This is a genomic window from Kitasatospora sp. NPDC094015 (assembly GCF_040304075.1).
GTDB lineage: Bacteria > Actinomycetota > Actinomycetes > Streptomycetales > Streptomycetaceae > Kitasatospora.
Genome location: NZ_JBEOUL010000016.1, coordinates 123,900 through 142,441, shown reverse-complemented (window position 1 = coordinate 142,441; position 18,542 = coordinate 123,900). Strand labels below are relative to the sequence as shown.

At 76.5% G+C, this 18,542-nt stretch carries 18 protein-coding genes and 1 tRNA gene; 9 read left to right on the top strand and 10 right to left on the bottom strand.

Features of this window, described 5'->3' with window-relative positions; translation table 11 throughout:
- The first annotated feature begins 9 nt into the window (after nt 1-9).
- Complete coding sequence (locus ABT014_RS20625; RefSeq protein ID WP_350640439.1) at nt 10-1,059, top strand: NAD-dependent epimerase/dehydratase family protein; 1,050 nt, start codon at nt 10-12, stop codon at nt 1,057-1,059.
- 23 nt (nt 1,060-1,082) lie between these two features.
- Entirely contained in the window at nt 1,083-2,189 is a 1,107-nt protein-coding gene (locus ABT014_RS20620; protein ID WP_350640438.1) for an MGDG synthase family glycosyltransferase, read from the top strand.
- A 30-nt stretch (nt 2,190-2,219) separates the two neighbouring features.
- Here the strand turns inward: ABT014_RS20620 and ABT014_RS20615 are convergent, their stop codons facing one another.
- The 6 genes from ABT014_RS20615 to ABT014_RS20590 all read right to left on the bottom strand — a co-directional run bounded on the left by ABT014_RS20615 (nt 2,220) and on the right by ABT014_RS20590 (nt 6,510).
- Nucleotides 2,220-2,747, bottom strand: coding sequence for a DUF302 domain-containing protein (locus ABT014_RS20615; RefSeq protein WP_350640437.1), 528 nt, complete (start codon nt 2,745-2,747; stop codon nt 2,220-2,222).
- Nucleotides 2,744-3,502, bottom strand: a complete 759-nt coding sequence (locus ABT014_RS20610) for a hypothetical protein (RefSeq protein WP_350640436.1) — start codon at nt 3,500-3,502, stop codon at nt 2,744-2,746. Before ABT014_RS20610 ends, ABT014_RS20615 begins: the two co-directional genes overlap by 4 nt.
- Before the next feature lie 62 nt (nt 3,503-3,564).
- Nucleotides 3,565-4,332: a polysaccharide deacetylase family protein gene (locus tag ABT014_RS20605; protein WP_350640435.1), complete on the bottom strand. Its 768-nt coding sequence runs from the start codon at nt 4,330-4,332 to the stop codon at nt 3,565-3,567.
- Nucleotides 4,332-5,177 (bottom strand): SDR family NAD(P)-dependent oxidoreductase, encoded by an 846-nt coding sequence (locus tag ABT014_RS20600; RefSeq protein WP_350640434.1) that lies wholly within the window; start codon nt 5,175-5,177, stop codon nt 4,332-4,334. The genes ABT014_RS20605 and ABT014_RS20600 overlap by 1 nt, the downstream gene beginning before the upstream one ends.
- Nucleotides 5,178-5,179: 2 nt before the next feature.
- A complete protein-coding gene (locus ABT014_RS20595; RefSeq protein WP_350640433.1) occupies nt 5,180-6,079 on the bottom strand; it encodes a hypothetical protein in 900 nt (299 codons plus the stop codon).
- Nucleotides 6,080-6,282: 203 nt separating this feature from the next.
- A complete protein-coding gene (locus ABT014_RS20590; protein ID WP_350640432.1) occupies nt 6,283-6,510 on the bottom strand; it encodes an amphi-Trp domain-containing protein in 228 nt (75 codons plus the stop codon).
- A gap of 176 nt (nt 6,511-6,686) precedes the next feature.
- Between ABT014_RS20590 and ABT014_RS20585 the strand changes: the two genes are divergently transcribed.
- The 3 genes from ABT014_RS20585 (at nt 6,687) to ABT014_RS20575 (ending at nt 9,124) form a co-directional block, all read left to right on the top strand.
- On the top strand, nt 6,687-7,202 hold the full coding sequence (locus ABT014_RS20585) for a PaaI family thioesterase (RefSeq protein ID WP_350640431.1): 516 nt from the start codon (nt 6,687-6,689) through the stop codon (nt 7,200-7,202).
- A gap of 41 nt (nt 7,203-7,243) precedes the next feature.
- The gene (locus tag ABT014_RS20580; protein WP_350640430.1) at nt 7,244-7,597 is read left to right on the top strand and encodes an ArsR/SmtB family transcription factor; all 354 of its coding nucleotides are present in this window, start codon (nt 7,244-7,246) and stop codon (nt 7,595-7,597) included.
- Between the two features lie 99 nt (nt 7,598-7,696).
- Nucleotides 7,697-9,124, top strand: a complete 1,428-nt coding sequence (locus ABT014_RS20575; RefSeq protein ID WP_350640429.1) for an MFS transporter — start codon at nt 7,697-7,699, stop codon at nt 9,122-9,124.
- 381 nt (nt 9,125-9,505) lie between these two features.
- On the opposite strand, the gene ABT014_RS20570 is transcribed toward ABT014_RS20575, so the two are convergent.
- Both ABT014_RS20570 and ABT014_RS20565 read right to left on the bottom strand, forming a co-directional pair.
- Complete coding sequence (locus ABT014_RS20570; RefSeq protein WP_350640428.1) at nt 9,506-10,450, bottom strand: trypsin-like serine peptidase; 945 nt, start codon at nt 10,448-10,450, stop codon at nt 9,506-9,508.
- 225 nt (nt 10,451-10,675) lie between these two features.
- A tRNA-Cys gene (locus ABT014_RS20565) sits at nt 10,676-10,773 on the bottom strand.
- A 150-nt stretch (nt 10,774-10,923) separates the two neighbouring features.
- On the opposite strand from ABT014_RS20565, the gene ABT014_RS20560 reads away from it, so the two are divergent.
- A complete protein-coding gene (locus ABT014_RS20560; protein ID WP_350640427.1) occupies nt 10,924-11,808 on the top strand; it encodes an alpha/beta hydrolase family protein in 885 nt (294 codons plus the stop codon).
- Nucleotides 11,809-11,888: 80 nt separating this feature from the next.
- Nucleotides 11,889-12,710: a hypothetical protein gene (locus ABT014_RS20555; protein ID WP_350640426.1), complete on the top strand. Its 822-nt coding sequence runs from the start codon at nt 11,889-11,891 to the stop codon at nt 12,708-12,710.
- A gap of 72 nt (nt 12,711-12,782) precedes the next feature.
- Here ABT014_RS20555 and ABT014_RS20550 read toward each other — a convergent pair whose 3' ends face one another.
- Nucleotides 12,783-15,728 carry an AAA family ATPase gene (locus ABT014_RS20550; protein ID WP_350640425.1) on the bottom strand — a complete coding sequence of 982 codons (2,946 nt, stop codon included), beginning with the start codon at nt 15,726-15,728 and terminating at the stop codon, nt 12,783-12,785.
- A gap of 324 nt (nt 15,729-16,052) precedes the next feature.
- Between ABT014_RS20550 and ABT014_RS20545 the strand changes: the two genes are divergently transcribed.
- Nucleotides 16,053-16,895, top strand: coding sequence for a class I SAM-dependent methyltransferase (locus ABT014_RS20545; protein WP_350640424.1), 843 nt, complete (start codon nt 16,053-16,055; stop codon nt 16,893-16,895).
- A 62-nt stretch (nt 16,896-16,957) separates the two neighbouring features.
- Here the strand turns inward: ABT014_RS20545 and ABT014_RS20540 are convergent, their stop codons facing one another.
- The gene (locus ABT014_RS20540; protein WP_350640423.1) at nt 16,958-17,464 is read right to left on the bottom strand and encodes a hypothetical protein; all 507 of its coding nucleotides are present in this window, start codon (nt 17,462-17,464) and stop codon (nt 16,958-16,960) included.
- 111 nt (nt 17,465-17,575) lie between these two features.
- On the opposite strand from ABT014_RS20540, the gene ABT014_RS20535 reads away from it, so the two are divergent.
- Nucleotides 17,576-18,502, top strand: a complete 927-nt coding sequence (locus ABT014_RS20535; protein ID WP_350640422.1) for a LysR family transcriptional regulator — start codon at nt 17,576-17,578, stop codon at nt 18,500-18,502.
- The last annotated feature ends 40 nt before the right edge of the window (nt 18,503-18,542 follow it).

The window sequence follows — 18,542 nt, the reverse complement described above, 5'->3', positions numbered from 1 at the left end:
GGAGCGGTCATGCGCGTAGCAGTCACCGGCGGCTGCGGATTCATCGGCTCCCACGTGGTGGACCGGCTGGTGGAGGCCGGGCACGAAGTACTCGTGGTGGACACCGCCGAGCGGTACCTCAACCCGGAGGCGCAGCACGCCCGGGTCGACATCCTCGACCAGGACGCGCTGACCGCCGCCCTGGTGGACACCGAGGTGGTCTTCCACCTGGCCGCCATGGCGGACGTGGAGCAGGTGACCGCCGACCCGGTCCGGGCCGTGCGGCTCAACATCGACGGCACCGCCGCCGTGCTGGAGGCGGCCCGGCGCTGCGGGGTCAGCCGCACCGTCCTCGCCAGCACCGTCTGGGTGTACGGCGCCGCGCTCGCCGAGGCCGACCTGGGCGGCGAGGAGCTCGACGAGCACGTCCCCGTCGAACTCGACCACAGCGGCCACCTCTACGTCGCCAGCAAGCTGGCCGCCGAGATGCTGATGCACAGTTACCGCGAGCTCTACGGCAGCCACTTCACCATCCTGCGCTACGGCATCCCGTACGGGCCGCGGATGCGCGACGAGCTGGTCATCGCCCGCTTCGTGCAGGCCGCGCTGGACGGCCGCCCGATCACCATCGCGGGCGACGGTCTGCAGACCCGCAACTTCGTCTACGTCGAGGACCTCGCCGACGCCCACGTCCGGGCGCTGTCCCCCGCCGCGCAGGACCAGACCCTGGCGCTGGAGGGCTCCACCGCCATCTCGGTGCGCCAGATCGCCGACACGGTGGACCGGCTGCTCGGCCCGGTCACCATCGACCACGTACCGGCCCGCACCGCCGACTACCGCGGGCGCCGGATCTCGGCGGCCCGCGCCAAACGGCTGCTCGACTGGTCCCCGCGGACCAGCTTCACCGACGGCGTCGGCCGCTACGCCGACTGGTACCGGACACAGGAGCGGCCTGCGCCGGCCGCCGGGTCCCGGCCCGTCCCGAAGACCCCGCCCGCCGCACCGGCGGCCAAGGCGCGCCCCGTCCCGAAGACCCCGCCCGCCGCACCGCCCGCCGCCGGCCGCGGCGCGGCGGACTGAGCCGCGGCCGCCGGGAGCCGGCCGTGCCGCACGCGCTGCTCGTCTCCGGATCGCTCGGCCAGGGCCACGACGTGATGGCCCTGGCCTGCGCCGACTCGCTGCGGGCCCGCGGCTGGACCACCAGCACCGTGGACGCCATGGGCCTGCTCGGGAAGACCGCGGGACCGGCCGGGGAGGCGGTCTTCCGGCGGCTGCTGGGCCTGCCCGGCGTCTACGACGCCTTCCACTTCTCGGCGCTGCGCCCCGGCGCGCGGATCGCGCTGCTCGCCGATGCCGCCGCCCGCTCCCGGCTCGAACCGGCGCTCGGCCGGCTGATCGACGAGCAGCGGCCCGAGCTGGTGGTCTCGGTGTTCGCCACCGCCACCTCGGCGGTCAACCGGGTGCGCGCCGGCCGCCCCGGCCTGCGCCACCTGGTGCTGTGCACCGACGTCACGCCGCACCGCCTGTGGGTGCAGGAGGAGACCGACCTCTTCCTGGTCACCTCGGAGGTCGCGGCCTGCGGGGTGCGGCGCTACCGGCCGGACGCGGCCGTCGCGGTGCTGCCCGCCCCGCTGCGCGAGTCGTTCTACCACCCGCCCACCAGGGCGGCCGCCCGCGCCGAGCTCGGCCTCCCCGAGGACGCGCGGTGCGTGCTGCTGATGTCCGGCGCCTGGGGGCTGGGCCCGCTGGCCCGTACCGCCGAGGCGTTGGCCGCGGCCGGGCCGCACGTGCTGGCCGTCGCGGGCCGCAACGCCACCCTGGAGCGGCGGCTGCGCGCCGTGGCCGCCGGGCAGCCGCGCCTGCACCCGTTCGGCCACACCGACCGGATCCCCGCCCTGATGGCCGCCGCCGACCTGGTGGTGACCAGCTCCGGCGACACCTGCAGCGAGGCCCGGGCGATCGGCCGGCGGCTGCTGCTGCTCGACGTGGTGCAGGGCCACGGGCGCGACAACCTCCAGCACGAACTGGAGCTCGGCCACGCCGACGTGGTCTCCGCCCGGCCCGCCGAGGTGGTGCGCAGCGCGTTGGCCGCCCTCGACCGGCCCGCCCCGCCGCCGTCCGCCGGCGCCACCCCGGACGCCTGGCGGACGGGCTTCGACACGGCCCTGGCCCGGGTCGCCCCGACCGGCGCACTCGGCGTCCAGGCGTAGTCGGCGTCCGGGCCCGGTCGGCGCCCGCGTTCACCGCTCGGCGGCCGCCTCCCCCAGCTGTGGCGGTGCCTCGCCGCCGAGGAGGACGATCAGCCGGGCGAGCAGGGCGTCGAACTCGCGGCCGACCTCGGCGATCTCCGGGTTGTCGTGGCCGGCCAGCAGCAGACTCGGCTGGTCGACGGCGAACTTGGTGTCACCGTCGGGGTCCGCGTAGAGCACGGCCGGCAGCGGAGCGTGCAGCATGGCCGACGGGTCGTGGTGGAACACCCGCTCGGCGACGACGTGGTTGCCCATGAAGTACTGGGTGGCCTTCCAGAGCGAGGTCGATCCGGCCATCAGGGCGGTGAGGTCGCTGCGGTGGTACCGCATGAACCCCTGCGGGGCGTTGATCTCGGCGAGTTCCTGCGCGGCCGGCCAGGAGGCCATCTGGTAGAAGCGGTGGAGATCGACCTCGGGGACGAGCGTCTCGTACTCCTCGACCGTCTCGTCGTAGAGCTTCGGGAGCGTGACGACGAGCCGGCGGGCGGGGAGGTCGGTGAACGTGCTGTCCCTGGTCATGGCTGTGCCTGTTCGTCGTCGGAGCGGACGAGCTCGACCCCGTGGATGTCGACCGTGATGGACGGGAAGTTGAGGTTGACGGTGTTGTCCGGGCAGCGGCGGAACATCCGGCGCCGGGTCGGCACGAGCAGCCCGTCGAACCGCCGGTGGTGGCCGGTGTAGTGGCCCACCAGGTAGCTGTTGTTGACCTCGGTCTGGTAGTCCATCCGGCGCTGGCGGCCGTAGGCGTCGTAGTAGAACACCTGGTTGGGGCTGTGCGTGGCGATCTCGCGCGGGAACCGGACCTGCAGCCGGCGCCAGGTCTGCCCGGCCTCGTGCCACGGCTCGATCTCGTGGGCCCGGACACCGGGGAAGCCGAACACGAACGGGGTGGTGCAGTAGTTCCAGATCGCGTAGCCCAGGAAGTAGCCGAGGTGCGGGGCGTCCCAGGGCGTGCTGCGCAGCATCCCCTTGAAGGCGGCGCGGGCGGGGCTCAGGGTGGCGACCGTTTCGCCGTCCAGGGTCTGCACGGTGACGCTGTCGGACGGGCCGTCGAACGTCATCCGCCAGTCGGGGCGGGTGAACGGGGTGAACACGATGTGCTGTCTGGCCGTGTCGACCGAGGCGACCTGGTCGAACGACGTGCCTTTCGGCCAGCCCTTCATTCCCCAGACCGGGCCGTTGACGGACAGGTCGACCTCGAGGCCACGTACGGTGTCCCAGAGTTCCCGACCGCCGGCGGTGTCGATCGCCAGATCGAGAAGTTCAGCACTCATGGCTGGATCCTTCCGGAGCAAGGCGTACACCCAGTCTCCGAGCGGCGCGGAGCGCGGGCAACTCAGCCGGGGGGACGGCTCCGGTGGGCGGTCGGTGCCGGGCCGTCCGGGAGGCCGTGGTCGCGCAACGGGCCGAGGGTGAGACCGAGTTCGTGGCAGCGGGTCGCCAGCAGGGGGAGCGCTCCGAGGGTGGCGTGCCAGGATCCGGGGGCCGAGGTGCAGTCGGAGTCGTGCAGCAACACGGTGGCGCCGCCGCGCAGCTGCGGCACCAGGGTCCGGTGGACGGACTCCGGGGTCGCCCCGGCGGTCCAGTCCCGCCCCCAGGCCGTCCACAGCACCGTGCGCAGCGCCAGCCGGTGGGCGGCGAGCGCGAGGCCCGCCGTGAGCACCCCGTACGGCGGCCGGTACCAGTGCGGCGGCGTGCCGCAGACCTCGGCGATCGCGCGGCGGGCGCGGCGCAGCTCACGCAGGTCGCGGCCGGGCGCCGGGTACCACTGGGACCGGTGGTGCCAGCCGTGCAGCCCGACCTCGTGACCCCGGGCGACCAGCTCGCGTCCGAGGTCCGGTGAGCGCTCCAGCATCCCGCCGAGCAGGAAGAAGGTGGCCCGGACCCCGAGCGCGTCCAGCGCGTCCAGCACGTACGGCGTGCCGGCCGGGTCGGGGCCGTCGTCGAAGGTCAGCGCCACGTGGTCGGGGCGGCCGTGGCCGGCGGTGGCCCGGGCCAGGTGCCGGCGGACCGGCGGCAGCCGGACGGCCGCGGGCGCCAGGTGCAGCAGTTCGACCCCGGCGGCCGCCGCCCCCGCCAGCGCGGCCGCGCGCCACCGGTCCATCAGCCGAACCTGGCGGCCAGCTGCCGGAACAGCCCCGGCGCGACCCCGTGCAGCCGGGCGGGCATGGCCAGCCAGCCCGGCGCGAAGTACCGGTCCCGGCGCCCGCTGATCATCGACAGGATCGCGTCGGCGATCCGCTCGGGCGGCACCGGACGCGGCCGCTCCCGGTGGAACGGCGTACCCCGGCGGGCGAAGAACGGGGTGTCCACCGCGCCCGGCAGGATGATCCCCACCCCGACCCCGGTCCCGCGCAGCTCGTACCAGAGGCTCTCGGCGAACAGCGACAGCCCGCCCTTCGCCGCCGCGTACGCCGCCTCGTCACCCACCCCCACCTGGCCGGCCATCGAGCCGAGCAGCACGATGTGGCCGCGCCGCCGCTCCAGCATCCCGGGCAGCAGCAGCCGCGACAGCCGCAGCGGCGCCGCGAGGTCGACCTCGACCATCTCGTCCAGCACCTGCGGCGGCATCTCGGCGAACGGGCCCCGCCAGCCGACCCCGGCGCTGGCGACCAGCGCGTCGACCCGGCCCGCCACCGCGAGCGCCCGCTCCGCGAGGTGCTGCGCCCCGCCGGGGCCGGCCAGGTCCGCCGGCAGCGCGTGACCGCCGCAGCCGGCCGCCACCGCCGCCAGCCTGGCCCGGTCGGTACCGGACACCACGGGCAGCCAGCCGGCCCGGGCCAGCCGCAGCGCGGTCGCCGCGCCGATGCCCGAGGAGCCGCCGGTGATCAGTGCGACCGGACGGCGCCGGCCGCCCGTCACGGGCCCGGCGTCGGAGGGCCCGGCCACCGGGAGAGCGTTCGGGTGACCGTCGGTCGGGGCCGGCGCGTACGGGGCGTGGTCGTCCATGCTCACCTGTCCGCTGGGTGGGGGAGGGAGGCGGCCGGCGCCGCCCGGTCGGTCGAGGCCGGCGCCCGGCCGTCCGGCGCGGCCTCGACATCGCCGAACCGGGAGAGCAGGAAGGTGCCGCCGACCGCCGCCACGAACCCGGCGATCGCCGACCAGGCGAACCCGGGCCGCACCTGGTCGCCCAGCACCAGCACGCCCACCAGCGCGGGCCCGAAGGTCTCGGTGACCGTGCCGGCGGCCGTCGCGGCGGTCACCGTTCCGCGTTGCAGCGCCAACGCGTAGGCCAGGTAGCCACCGAGACCGCCCAGCGCCAGCGCGTACGCCGCCGGATCGCTCAGCAGCGCCCCGGGGCCGGACAGGTCCAGCACCCGGACCGCCAGGCTGGTCACGCCGAAGCCGACCCCCGCCAGCAGGCCCAGGCCCGCTGCCGGCCAGGCCCCGCCGCGGCGGGCCAGCACGAAGGTGAGCAGCAGCATCACCAGCACGGTGGCGAGCAGCGCGTAGTGGAAACCCGGGCCCGCGTGGTTCCGGCCCTCCCGGCCCGCGCCCAGGGCCAGCAGGGTGAGGCCGACCATCACGGCCGGGATCGCGGCGAGGTCGCTGCGCCGCAGCCGGGCGCCCAGCAGCCACACCGCCGCCAGCGCGGTCACGGCCAGGCTGGCGTTGGTCACCGCCTGGACCACGAACAGCGGCAGGGTGCGCAGCGCGACGATGCTCAGCGCGAACCCGGCGATGTCCATGCCCGTCCCGAGCAGGAACTGCCAGGACCGGGCCAGCGCCGCCAGCAACCCCAGCCGGACTCCGTCCGTCCGGGGTGCGGCGCGGGCCCCGCGGGCCTGGAAGACGCACGCGAAACCGAAGCAGACGGTCGCCGCGAGCGCGGTGGTGAGACCGAGCAGCATGGTGCCCCTATGCCAGTCGGTACCGGACCTGTGCCGGTCGGTACCGGATCGAGCGCGGCGCCCGGACGGCACCCGACGGGTGTGCCGCACGGCCTCGCCGCCCGTCCCTGCGACGGGACCCATCCCCAGTCTGGGCCCGCCGTACCGCCCCCGCAGCGGGGAACGGCGCCGCCGCCCGGGGGCCGGCGGCGGATCTCACCCGTTCAGCCGGTCGACCACTTCAGCTCGATCTCCAGCTCCATCCGGCCCTCGCCCACCTCCACCTCGATCTCGCACTCGACCTCGTCCGGGATCCGCAGGCTCAGCCTCCCCGGGCCGAGGTCCAGTTCGGCGTTGCTGCCGTGCCGCAGCGCGTCGGCGAGCGCCGAGATCCGGTCGGCGGCCTCCAGCCGGGACAGCGTGCGCTTCTGCTCGAACTCCAGGTCCTTCACGGCTCTCTCCGATCACTCCGGGAGCGGTGGGTACTGGCGATTGTCCCGCTGCTCCGGCCGGCGGGCATCCCGCCGGCCGGGTGGGCGGAGCCGTCGCGGGGTCGGTCGGAAACGGTGCGGATCCTGCCGGATCCGGCACTCGTCGGCGGCCGGGGCCAGCTCCTAGGGTCGTCCCCATGACGATCCACGAAGCCCCGACCGCGACCTTCTCCCGTACCCACAGCTGGGAGCCACGGCCGGCGATGACCGCCGACCTGCTGGCGCTGTCCGGCCGGGAGATCCTCCAGGGCGCCCTGGACGGGGCGTTCCCGGCCGCCTCGATCATGAGCACGCTGGGCTTTCGCCTCACCGCGGTCGGGGACGGCTCGGTCACCTTCGAGGGCGACCCCGGCGAGCACCTGCTCAACCCGATGGGGACGGTGCACGGCGGCTTCCTCGCCACGCTGCTGGACTCGGCCCTCGGCTCGGCCGTGATGACCCGGCTGCCGGCCGGCGCCACCTACACCACCGTGCAGCTCGGCCTCCACCTGGTCCGCACGGTGCTCGCCGACACCCCCACCCTGCGCTGCGAGGGCACCGCGCTGCACGTCGGCCGCACCACCGCGACCGCCGAGGCCCGGGTGGTCGGCGCCGAGGACGGCAAGCTGTACGCGCACGGGACAACCACCTGCGCGGTGCTCCGGCTCGGCTGACCCGCCGCGGGGGCCGGGCGCGACGGTTCTACGATGTGCGGATGAGCACCGGCAGGCCGAAGGCCGCGGCACCCCACCCGCAGCACGCCGACGCGGAGCGCCTCGACACCGCCGCCGCCGTCCTCGCGCTGCTCGCCGACCGCACCCGCCTGGCCCTGCTGGCGCGGCTCGGCCTCGGCGAGGCCGACGTCACCACCCTCACCGAGGCGACCGGCGCCGCCCGACCCTCCGTCAGCCAGCACCTGGCCAAGCTGCGCCTCGCCGGCCTGGTCGCCACCCGCAAGGACGGGCGGCGGGTGGTGTACTCGCTGCGCCACGGCCATCTGCGCCGGCTGGTCGACGAGGCACTGAACGTCGCCGACCACCAGATCGGCTCGCTGCCGCCGCACGACTGAGCGCCGGCAGCCGGGGGAAGTCCCGCCCAACGTGTGCAGAGGTACGCACATGTTGCCTACGATGGGGCGGTCACCTCGCGCCTACCCGGGGACGGGCCCATGCTGTCCGTGCTGCGCAACCGCACCTACCGCCACCTGTTCGCCGCCCAGGCCGTGGCCCTGGTCGGCACCGGGCTCGCCACGGTGGCGCTCGCCCTGCTGGCCTACGACCTCGCCGGGAGCGACGCCACGGCGGTGCTCGGCACCGCACTGGCGATCAAGATGACCGCGTACGTGGCGATCGCCCCGCTGGCCGGCGCCCTCGCCGGTCGGGTGCCCCGCAAGACGCTGCTGGTGGCGATGGACCTGACCCGGGCCGGGGTCGCCCTCGCGCTGCCGTTCGTCGACCGGGTGTGGCAGGTCTACCTGCTGATCCTGCTGCTCCAGGCGGCGTCCGCCGCCTTCACCCCGACCTTCCAGGCCGTCATCCCGGAGCTCCTGCCCGCCGAGCGCGACTACACCGCCGCCCTGTCGCTCTCCCGCCTCGCCTACGACCTGGAGTCGCTGTTCGGTCCGGTGCTCGCCGCGCTGCTGCTGGCGGTCGTCCCCTACGACCGGCTGTTCGCCGGCACCGTGATCGGCTTCCTCGGCTCCGCCGCGCTGGTCGCCTCCGCCGTCCTGCCGGGCCCGCCCCGGGGCGCCGGCGACCGGGGCGCGGGCGACCGGGGCGGACCCGGGCGGGCCGCGGCCGGGATCCGGCTGTTCCGGGCGACCCCGCGGCTGCGCGCGCTGCTCGCCCTCGACCTCGCGACCGCCGCCGCCGGCGCGGTGGTGTTCGTGGACACCGTCGTCGTGGTGCGCGACCACTTCCACCGCCCGGCCGGCGCCGTCTCGCTCGCCCTCGGCTGCTTCGGCGCCGGGTCGGTGCTGGTCGCCCTCGGCCTGCCCCGGCTGCTGGAGCGGGTCGGCGACCGCGCGGTCATGCTGGGCGCCGCGTTCGGCCTGCCGGTGGTGCTGGCCGCCGCCGCCCTCGCCACGGCGGCCGGGCCCGGCGGGTGGGGCTGGGCCGTGCTGCTGATCGCCTGGGGGTTGCTCGGCGCCGGGAGTTCGGGCGTGCTGACCCCGGCCGGCCGGGTGCTGCGCCGCTCCGCGGCCGAGCCGGACCTGCCCGCGGCGTTCGCGGCGCAGTTCTCGCTCTCCCACTCCTGCTGGCTGCTCACCTATCCGCTGGCCGGCTGGCTGGCGGCCGGCGCGGGCCTGCCGGTGGCCTGCGCCGTGCTCGGCGCGATCGCGCTGGCGGGTGCGGCCGGTGCACTCGCGCTGTGGCCGGCCCACGACCCGGGGGCGTTGCCGCACCTGCACGCCGACCTGGCGGCCGACCATCCGCACCTGGCCGACGCCCACCGGGCGGGTGCCGGCGGTTGGACCCACGGCCACCACTTCGTGATCGACCGGCACCACCGTGCGTGGCCGCAGCCGGCCGCCGGGCGGGGGCGCCGCCGTCCGGGCCGCCCGCGTCGGGCGACCGCCCGGCGGGTGGGGCGGTGAGCGCCACCGGCGGTCCGGTGGGCCCGGATCGGGCTCCAGGACCGCGGTTTCTGGACCAATGGGCGCGGAACCGGCCAGCCGGGAGACAATTGTCATGCACACGGGGCCGCTGGTGGGGTATATAGATGTCAGGCCCGGTCGGCACTCCCCCCACGGAGCGACAACCGGGCCTGTGCTGGGCAACTGGGCCCGGTCTACGCTCCCCCCACGGGGCGAAGGCCGGGCCCGCGTGTGTTTCGACGCCAGCAACACGCAGCGTACATGACACCTCTACGCATGGCTACCGCGGGGTGTGCCGCCCTTGCCGCGCGGCGCACCGTCGTGCCCTGTGAACGCCCGGGGGCGGGGCCGCCGTTCGCACCGGCCACGGCCGCCGGGCCGCTACCGCAACCGCCCGCCGCCGGCCCAACTACCGTACGGGGCAGTGGCCCTGGGGTTCGGGTGGGGCCCGGTCGGCAGGCCCGCGAGCGGCGGGCGCAGCGTCCCCGGTGCGACCGAGGCGGCGAACCGGGCATCGAGGTAGAGCCGGGCGAAGACCGCGTCGAAGTAGGCGCTGTAGGAGATGTCCGGGGTGTCGCCGCCGAGTTGGTAGCCCCCGATCACGCCGACCACGGCTCCGGTGGCGGTGTCGACCCACGGGCCGCCACTGGTGCCGCCGGGGTAGGCCGGGCAGTGGATCCGCCGCTGGCGGAGGGCGAAGCGGGTGGTGACGTTGGTGCACAGCAGCGGGTAGTCGGCCCGGCTGCCGTAGCCGTAGAGCCGCACGCTGCCGGTGAACGGGGTGAGCACCGCGATCGGGTTCGCCCCCACCACGGACTGGATCCGGCGGCCGGCTCCGTCCTCGGCCACCTGGAGGAAGGCGAAGTCCTGGTCGGGATCCCGGCGCCCGGTCCACCCCTCGGTGGCGAACACCCGGACGACCGGCCAACTGCCGTAGGGGGCGACGCCGTCCCGGTAGCCCGGCGCGAAGGTGACGCCCTCCGGTGAGCGGACGCAGTGGGCGGCCGTCAGCAGCAGGTTGCCGAGCGGGCTGGGCACCACGCCGGCGGTGCAGAAGTGGTGGCCCGGACCGAACCCGCCGACGAACAGGGCGCCCACCCGGTCCGCCTCGGGCCCGGCCGGCGCGGGGGCGGTGGTGTCGGGCGGCGGCACAGCGGGGCTCGTCGTCGAGGGGTGGCCCGCGGCCGACGGAGAAGCGGGTGGAGGTTCGACGGCCCGGGCGGCCGGTGCCCCGGCCCCGGCGAGCACGGCCGGGAGCAGGACGGCGGGCAGCAGCAGCCGCAGTGCGGTGCGCCGCCGGGGCGAGGGGCGGCGCCCGTGTCTCATCGCTCGGATCCCATCGCACCGGTCCTGGGGAGCGCCGAAGGACCGGCGTCGGTGCCTCGGCTGACGGGGGGTCTGCGGCGCGAGACTAGCCGCCCGGGCACACCGGGGCCGGGGACCACGCCGGGAGCATTCGGGGGAGCTGCTCCGGCGACGTCCCCGGCCCCGCATGGCGCGCACCGCCGCAGCCGGGGGGACGGGCAGCGGGCGGCGCCCTCGGGGAGGTCGTGGCGGAGAGGGCAGGATTCGAACCTGCGCGGGCCCGTACGGACCCTGCTCGGCCGTTGCCGGCCTGGCACCCGATCAGCCGCTCCGGGCACCTCTCCCGGTCCGGGGGAGCGGTGCGCGCTCCCTCGTCCTGGGCACCATCGTGCGGGGGCGGCCTGATCGGTCGCTGACCCTGCGCTGATCCGCCCTCCGCCGGTGCGGTGGCACCGACCGACCCACTGTCGTACGCGTGTGCCATACTCCGTCGGATGTCGCAGACACGCGCGGAACTGCCCCGCCACACCGAGGTGGAGGCGCCCGACGGTGCCGTCTTCCCGCTGCACGGGCTGGCCCAGCAGGACGAGGCCGCCCCGGTGGTCCTGATCGCGCCCGCGATGGGCACCCCGGTCGGCTTCTACCGGCGCTTCGCCCAGGAGTTGCACGCCGCCGGCGCCACCGCGCTCGTACTGGACCACCGGGGGAGCGGCGCCCGCGGCCGGGTGCCCCGCACCACCGGGTACCGCCAGCTCACCGACGACCTCGGCGCCGCCGTCGCCGCCGTCCGCACACACCTCCCGAAGGCCGCCCTGACCGTGTGCGGGCACAGCCTCGGCGGGCAACTCGCCCTGGTCCAGGCCGCCGAGGCGGCCGAGCGCGGGGCGCCGGTGCCGGACGCGATCGCGCTGGTCGCGGCCGGATCCGTCTACCACCGCGCGTACGGCCGCCGGGCGCCCGGCCTGTTCGTCGCGAGCCGCCTGATGGCGCTCACCGCCGCCGCGCTCGGCCACTGGCCCGGCCACCGGCTCGGCTTCGGCGGGCGCCAGCCGGCCGGGGTCATCATCGACTGGGCCCACCAGGCCAGGACCGGCCGCTACCGGCTGGCCGGCGCCGAGGTCGAGGACGCGCTGCGCGCGCTGCGGGTGCCCGTGCTCGCGGTGGACGTCGAGGGCGACCGGCTGGCACCGCCGGGCGCCGTCGACCACCTGTGTGCCATGGTCCCCAACGCCGCGGTCCACCGGCGCGGCTACTCCGCGGCGGACGCGGCCGGCGGCCCGCTCGACCACTTCCGCTGGGCCCGCCACGCCGCCCCGCTCGCCCGCGACCTGGTCGCCTGGACCCGTACCGCATCCGCCGCAGTGGACCGGGACCGCTGACGATTCATCAGGAACGCCGTCCGATCAACTGGCCGAATGGAACAATCAGTTGGGACATGACGACCTGAGGAGTTCCCAGCGTGACCGAAGACAACCCCGGCGGACCTGACGAGCCGGCAGCCGCACCCGGGCAGCGGGTCCTGGACCTGCTGGACAAGGCGATCGCCGCCCAGAGCGTGCTGGTCCACCGGAACATCGCCCGCGCCCGCCAGCGCAACCCGCAGGCGGCACCCGAGCAGGTGATCCGCACGCTGGAGCGGATGTACGTCAGCGCCCTGACCGGGACGGGCGCCGCGGTCGGCGGCGCCGCGGCCGCGCCGGGCGTCGGCACCGGCGTAGCCCTGGCGCTGTCGGCGGGCGAGGCGCTCTCCTCGCTCGAGCTGAGCGCCCTGTTCGCGCTCTCGGTGGCCGCGGTGCACGGGGTCCCCGTCGACGAGATCGAGCGGCGCCGGACGATCGTGATGGGAGTGATGCTCGGCGGGAGCGGCTCCGCCACCATCACCAAGGTCGCCGAGCGGACCGGGCAGCACTGGGGGCGCCAGGTCGTCTCCAAGGTGCCGGTCACGACCTTGCGCCAGATCAACCGGATCCTGGGCCGGAACTTCGTCACCAAGTACGGCACCAAGCAGGGCATCATCGTCCTCGGTCGGGTGGCTCCGTTCGGTATCGGCGCGGTGATCGGCGGCGGCGCCAACGCGACCGTCGCCGCGCTGACGGTGCGGGCCGCCCGGCGCGCGTTCGGCCCCGCCCCGACCTCGTGGCCACCCGAGACGGAGAGCAGCACGCCGCCGGCGCAGCCGGAGGGCACCGCACCTGCGCCGCGCTACGTGACCCCGGACGGGACCCCGACCGAGGGGCCCGCAGTGCCCGGCCACCTCCCCGGGGCGCGCAGCGAGCCGTGAGCGACCGGCGCCCGCCCCGAGCGCGGGGCGGGCGCAGCCACGGGGGCTACGGCGCGAGCTCGGCCACGGGGGCTACGGCGCGAGCGCTGCGGCGCCCTGGCGGCCCGCTCGGCGGATGCGGGTGGCGAGCAGCAGGTAGCAGGCGAAGGCCGTGGTGGTCCGTGCGGCGCCGGGGAGCGGGAGTTCACCCCTGACCAGGGAGACCACGGCCAGGACGGCGATCAGCAGGGCCAGTACTGTCCACCCGACCTGGAGCAGCAGGTGGACCGACCCGGCGACGGCGGCGGTGCTGGGCCGGCGGAAGGCGGTGGCGGCGACCGCCGCCGTGAGGGCGCTCACCGCGGCCACGGCCACCGCGGCGGTGCTCCACGGGCCGCCGATCCACAGCGCGGCCGCCGCCGCGACCAGCAGCAGGGCCGCCGACTCGGTGTACGCCCGGGAGGCCGTCCCGTGGTCGACGGCCTTGCCCGGTCCGAGGGCGGTGGGTGCCGGCGGCGCGGGGTAGACGGCCGTCCGCGGGGCCGGGCCCCGGCGGCCGAGACGGCGGGCGGCGGCCCGGGACTCCCGGAACGCGGCGGCCGACTCCGACCTGCGGCCGAGCACGGTCAGCGCCGAGCCGAGCAGCGTGGCCGCCCACACCAGCGCCGCCGGATCGCCCTCCGCCCGGGCCAGCGTCACCGCCTCGCGCAGCGGCTCCAGCGCCTCGCGGTGCTGCCCGGCGCCGTGCAGCGCCCGGCCGAGGCCGGCCAACGCGGCCCCCGAGGCGCTCGGGCTCGCCGGCCGGGCGGCGGTCACGGCCTCCGTCAGGGTGTCGACGGCCTCCTGGTACCGCCCGAGAGCGCTCAGGGTCGCGCCCAGGTCGGTCAGCGCCCGGGCCCGGCCCTCCGGATCGTCGATCCGTCCCTGGAAGGCGGCCACCGCCTGCTGCAGCACGAGCGCCTGCGCGGGCCGGTCGATGGTGCGCAGCGCCTCGCCCGCCTCGGCGAGGAGCCGGTACGCCGCGTACTCGTCCCCGAGGTCGGCCAGCTGCCGGGCCGCGTCGCACAGCTGCTCCACGCCGGATTCGCCGCCGCCCGCACGGAGCAGCGCCCGGCCGGCCAGACCCAGCGCCTCGGCCTGGAGCCGGTGCTCGCCGACCTCGCGGAAGGCGTCGAAGGCCAGGACGAAGGTGGCGGCGGCGGCCGTCGCGCCGTCCATCAGATCGAGGCCGACCAGGCCCAGCCGCACCTCGGCGACGGCGGCCCGCTGCTGGTCCCCGTCCACCTCCGCGACCTGCACCGCCTTGCCGAGCTCCCGCACGGCGGCCCGCCCCCGGCCCTGCTCGGCGAAGGCGATGCCGGTGGTCAGCTGGGCCGCGTACTCGATCGCCCGGTTGCCCGCCCTGCGGGCGAAGGCCGCCGCCCGCAGGCCCTCGCGGGCGGCCTCCTCGCGGCGGCCGAGACCGAGCCAGGTCGCTCCCAGGGCGTCCAGGACGAGGGCGGCAAGCTCCTGGTCACGGCTGCCGGCGGCTGCCGCGGTCGTCCGCAGGACGGTCACCGCCTCCTCGTACCGGCCCTGCGCGCAGCGCGCCCGGCCCAGCTGCACCGCGGCCCGCAGGGTGGTCGCGGGGTCGGTCTCCCCGCCGGCCAGTCGTTCGGCGACCTCGGCGATCTCGGCCCGGTCGTCCTGGTGCCGGCCGTGGTCGAGGAACGGCTCCAACAGGCGGATCAGCTCGACGGCCGCCCCGGCGTCGGCGGCCCCCACGGCCCGGTGCAGCAGCGCGATCACCGTGCGGTGCTCGGCCGCGTACCAGGCGAGGGCCGCGGCGCGGTCCGGGACCTCGGGCCCGCCCCGGCCGGGGCGGGCCCAGCCGGGACGCAGCCGGGCGGCGGCCGCGCGGGCCGCGTCCAGCTGGTGCCGGAGCAGCCGGGACAGCGCCGCCTCGTGGTCGTCGTCCGGCTCGCCCGCCGAGGCCGCCGTGCTCTCCCGGTCGACCGGGTGCCAGCCCGCGGCCGGTCCCCCGGGTTCGATCAGGCCCGCCGCGTGCAGGGCGGCCAGGTCGGCAGCGGCGGCCGGCTCGGGCGCGTCGATCAGGCGGGCGACCGCGGCGGTCGACAGGCCCGGTCCGGGCGCCCGGGCGAGCAGCCGCAGCAGGCGGGCCCGGTCGGTGGTCAGGCCCCGCAGGGCGGCCGCGTGCACGGCCGGTCGGACCCGGGCGCCCGCGTCCTCGTCGGTGGTCGCCGCCGCGTGCCCGCCGATCAGCTCGGTGAGCTCGCCCGGTGTCGTCCCGGTGCGCTCCAGCGTGCGGGCGGCGAGCAGCAGGGCCGACGGCAGGCCGCCGCAGGCCTCGGCCAGCCGCCGGGCGGCCAGGTCGTCCAGCGCACCGCGGGCCGCACCGGGCAGGGTCTCCCGCAGCAGCTGCGCGCCGGTCGCCGCGGGGAGCGGCGCGAGCGGCAGGACATCGGCCGGGCCGGCGGGCGCCGGCCGGGCGGTGACCAGCACGCCGGCGGTGCCCGGGGTCGGGAGCAGCAGCGCGAGGTGCTCGTCGTCGGCGTCGTCCAGCAGCACCAGCAGGCGCCGGCCCTGGGCGGCGTAGGCGGCGAGCACGGCACGGAACAGCGCCGCCCGCGCCTCGACCTCCACGGGGATCAGGGCCGGCGGCAGGCCCAGGGTGCGCAGCGCCGCGTCCAGCGCCCGGCCCGGCGGCACCCGGCGCTCCGGGTCGCTGCCGTCCAGTACGGGGGCGAGCACCCCGCCCGGGTAGCGGCCGCCGGCGTGCAGCTCGGCGGCGGCCCGGCGGGCCAGCTCGCTCTTGCCGACACCCGGCGGCCCGGTGACGACGGTGGGGGCGCCGGTGCCGTCGGTGGGCTCGGTGAGTTCGGCGACCAGTGCGGCGAGTTCGGTGGACCGTCCGGCGAAGTGCGCGCCCGGGGCCCGGGCGGGCGGCGGTACGGACTCCGGCAGGCGGAGCGCGAAGGCGCGGCCCTCGACCGTGCCGTGGCAGAACACCCCGGGGCGCTCCCGATCCGGCCATGCCACGCCCGACATCTCCACCCGTCCCCCTGACTCGGCGGGCGCCCGTCCCGGGCACCCCACGGCCGTTCCCCCGACCGCCCGGACCATACCCAGCTGAGATGGATGGCACGCCCTCGAAGCGTTGCTGATGATGCGTCAAGTCGGTTGCAGATCGGAGGATTAAGGGATGCCGTACCCGATGGTGGCCGTCACCCACCGTCGCGACGCGGTGCGGGCGGAGGCCGCTCCGCCCGACAGGCCGGACGATCGCGGCTAGGCTCGTTCAGAGGCCCGACCGACCCCGTGGATCGCCCGGGTGCGGTCGCGGCGGACGGACAGGAGGACGGCATGTCCGGTGATCCGACACCGACCGGGCCGCTCGCGGCCGGTGGCACGGGCGGCAGCGCAGCCGGCGGTGGCTACGGGGAGTCACTGTTCGAGCCCTGGAAGCCCGGCGAGGGCGAGCGGATCGACCTCGGCTCGCTCGCGTACGACCATGTCACCCGGGCCCGGCTGCGCGCCCTCGGGGTCGGCCCCGGCACCCGCTGCCTCGACGTCGGCGCCGGCACCGGGACGGTGGCCCGCTGGCTGGCCGAGGAGGCGGGTGTCGCCGAGGTGCTCGCCGTCGACCGGGACGTGCGCTTCCTGGAGCCGTACGCGGGCGGCGCGCTGCTGACCCTCGCCGCCGACATCACCGCGCCGGACTTCGACCCCGGCCGGTTCGACCTGGTCCACGCCCGGTTCGTGCTCATGCACCTCCCCGAGCGCGGCCGGATCGCCGCCCGCCTGCGCGGCCTGCTGCGGCCGGGCGGTCACCTGGTCCTCGGCGACGCGATCGACCTCACCACCGCGGGGCCGCCCGACACGCCGTACCGGCTGGCCATGCGGGCCATGTGGCAGGCCCTGCGGAGCTCGATCGGCACGGACGTGTCCTGGACGCCCGGCTACCCGCGGCTGATGCGCGACATCGGGCTCTCCGCGGTGGGCGCGGAGGTGCACGTGCCCCCGCTGGGCGAGCAGAGCCCGATCGCCGCCTTCTGGCTCGACACCTGGGACCGGTCCCGGGAGGCGATGCTCGCCACCGGCATGCTCGACGCCGAGCAACTCGCCGAGGCCCAGGAGGCCCTCGCCACCGGCGCCGTCGCCGACCTCTCACCCGGCCTGATCACCGCCTGGGGCACCGCGGCCTGAACCGGGCCCAGACCCCCGACCCCCGACCCCCGACCCCCGACCCCCGGGGCCCGTACCGGCGGTCAGGCGCCGAATCCGTCGTCCATCGCGCCGCCCGCCAGGGGTGCGCAGCGGTGCGGGGGCGCCCAGGCGCCCGCCGATTCGAGGACCGGGTCCGCGTCGGGCCGGGTGCGGAAGACCAACGTGACCCCGCTGGAGGGGACTTGAAGCGTGAGCTGGCCCGGCGGGTCGCGGTGGGGGAGTGGCGCCGGCGCCACGCCGGCGGCGGCGAGGGTGGCGGTGAGCTCGGTCAGGGTCGGCCGCCCGGCCAGGGCGCCCGGGGCGCCGGGCAGGTCGATCGTGTCCCGCCAGGTCTGCACGCAGACCGAGGTGACCAGGCGGCAGCGGCAGACGCACAGTTCGAGGTCGCCGAAGGCGAACAGATGCGGCCAGCGCCGTCGCTTGCCGACCCGGCCGATCGAGTGCGGCGGACCGAGCAAGCGGGCCGGCTCGCCCAGCTGCGCCCCGCAGCGCACCGGGCCCACGGCGGCGGTGGCGGCGAACGTGGCGAGGGCGGAAGGAATGGTCATCGCGACGATCATGCCACCCGCCCGAGGCCATAGCAGCTGGTTATGCTGGGCTCCCGGGACTTCCTGCCCGGCCAGGGCGGGGCGCGACGGTGACGGCGAGGCAGGGGAACGATGGACCGGCTCAACCTCGAAGGGCTCCGGTACGCGCAGGCCGTGGCGGAGACGAAATCGTTCAGTGCCGCGGCCCGCGCCTACGGGGTCACCCAGCCGGCGCTGTCCAACGGCATCGCCAAGCTGGAGGCGCGGCTCGGCGGCAGGCTCTTCGACCGGTCGCCGCGCGGGGTGACCCGGACGGCCTTCGGGGCCCGGATCCTGCCGCTGATCGAGCGGGCGCTGGTCGCGCTGGACGCTGTCGGGGTGGAGGCCAGGCGGCTGAACGAACCCGGCGGGCAGAAGATCCGCATGGGCGTCTCCCCGCTGATCGGCCCGCACCTGGTCGCCCGGGCGTTCAGCATGGTCCAGGGCCTTCCGGTGCCCCGCGACCTGGTGCTGCGCGAGGCGAACATGCAGGACCTGCGGCGCTGCCTGCTGGACGGCGAGCTGGACGTCGTCCTGATCCCGGCCGTCGCCGCGATGCCGCGCTTCGAGCACCGGGTGATCGAGGTGGAGCCGATCGTCGTGCTCGGCCCCGATACCGGGCAGCACGCGCCGCTCGAACTCGAGGAGGCCGCCGAGGAGCGGCTCATCCTCGTCCCGGACACCTGCGGCCTGACCACCTTCACCACCGAGCTCCTCCGGGCGCACGAGCTGCCGCTGCACAGCTACCCGGGCGAGGCCGCCGGCTACCGGGTGCTGGAGGACTGGACCAGGCTCGGCCTGGGCTCGGCGCTGGTGCCCCGCTCCAAGCTCACCTCGCCCCGGGTGCCGCACCGGCTGCTGGTGGACGGCGGCCGCGAGGTGCGGATCTCCTTCGAGGCCGTGTGGAGTGCCGACTCCCCGCTCGCCGCGGACCTGCTGCGCCTCGCGGACAGCCTGGCCGACGGCTCGGCGGACGGCGTGGCCGAGGGCCCGGCCGGCAGCCGCGCCGCCGTCCGCTAGCCATACGCACGCGTTATAGCCGGATTCAGCAAGATCGTCT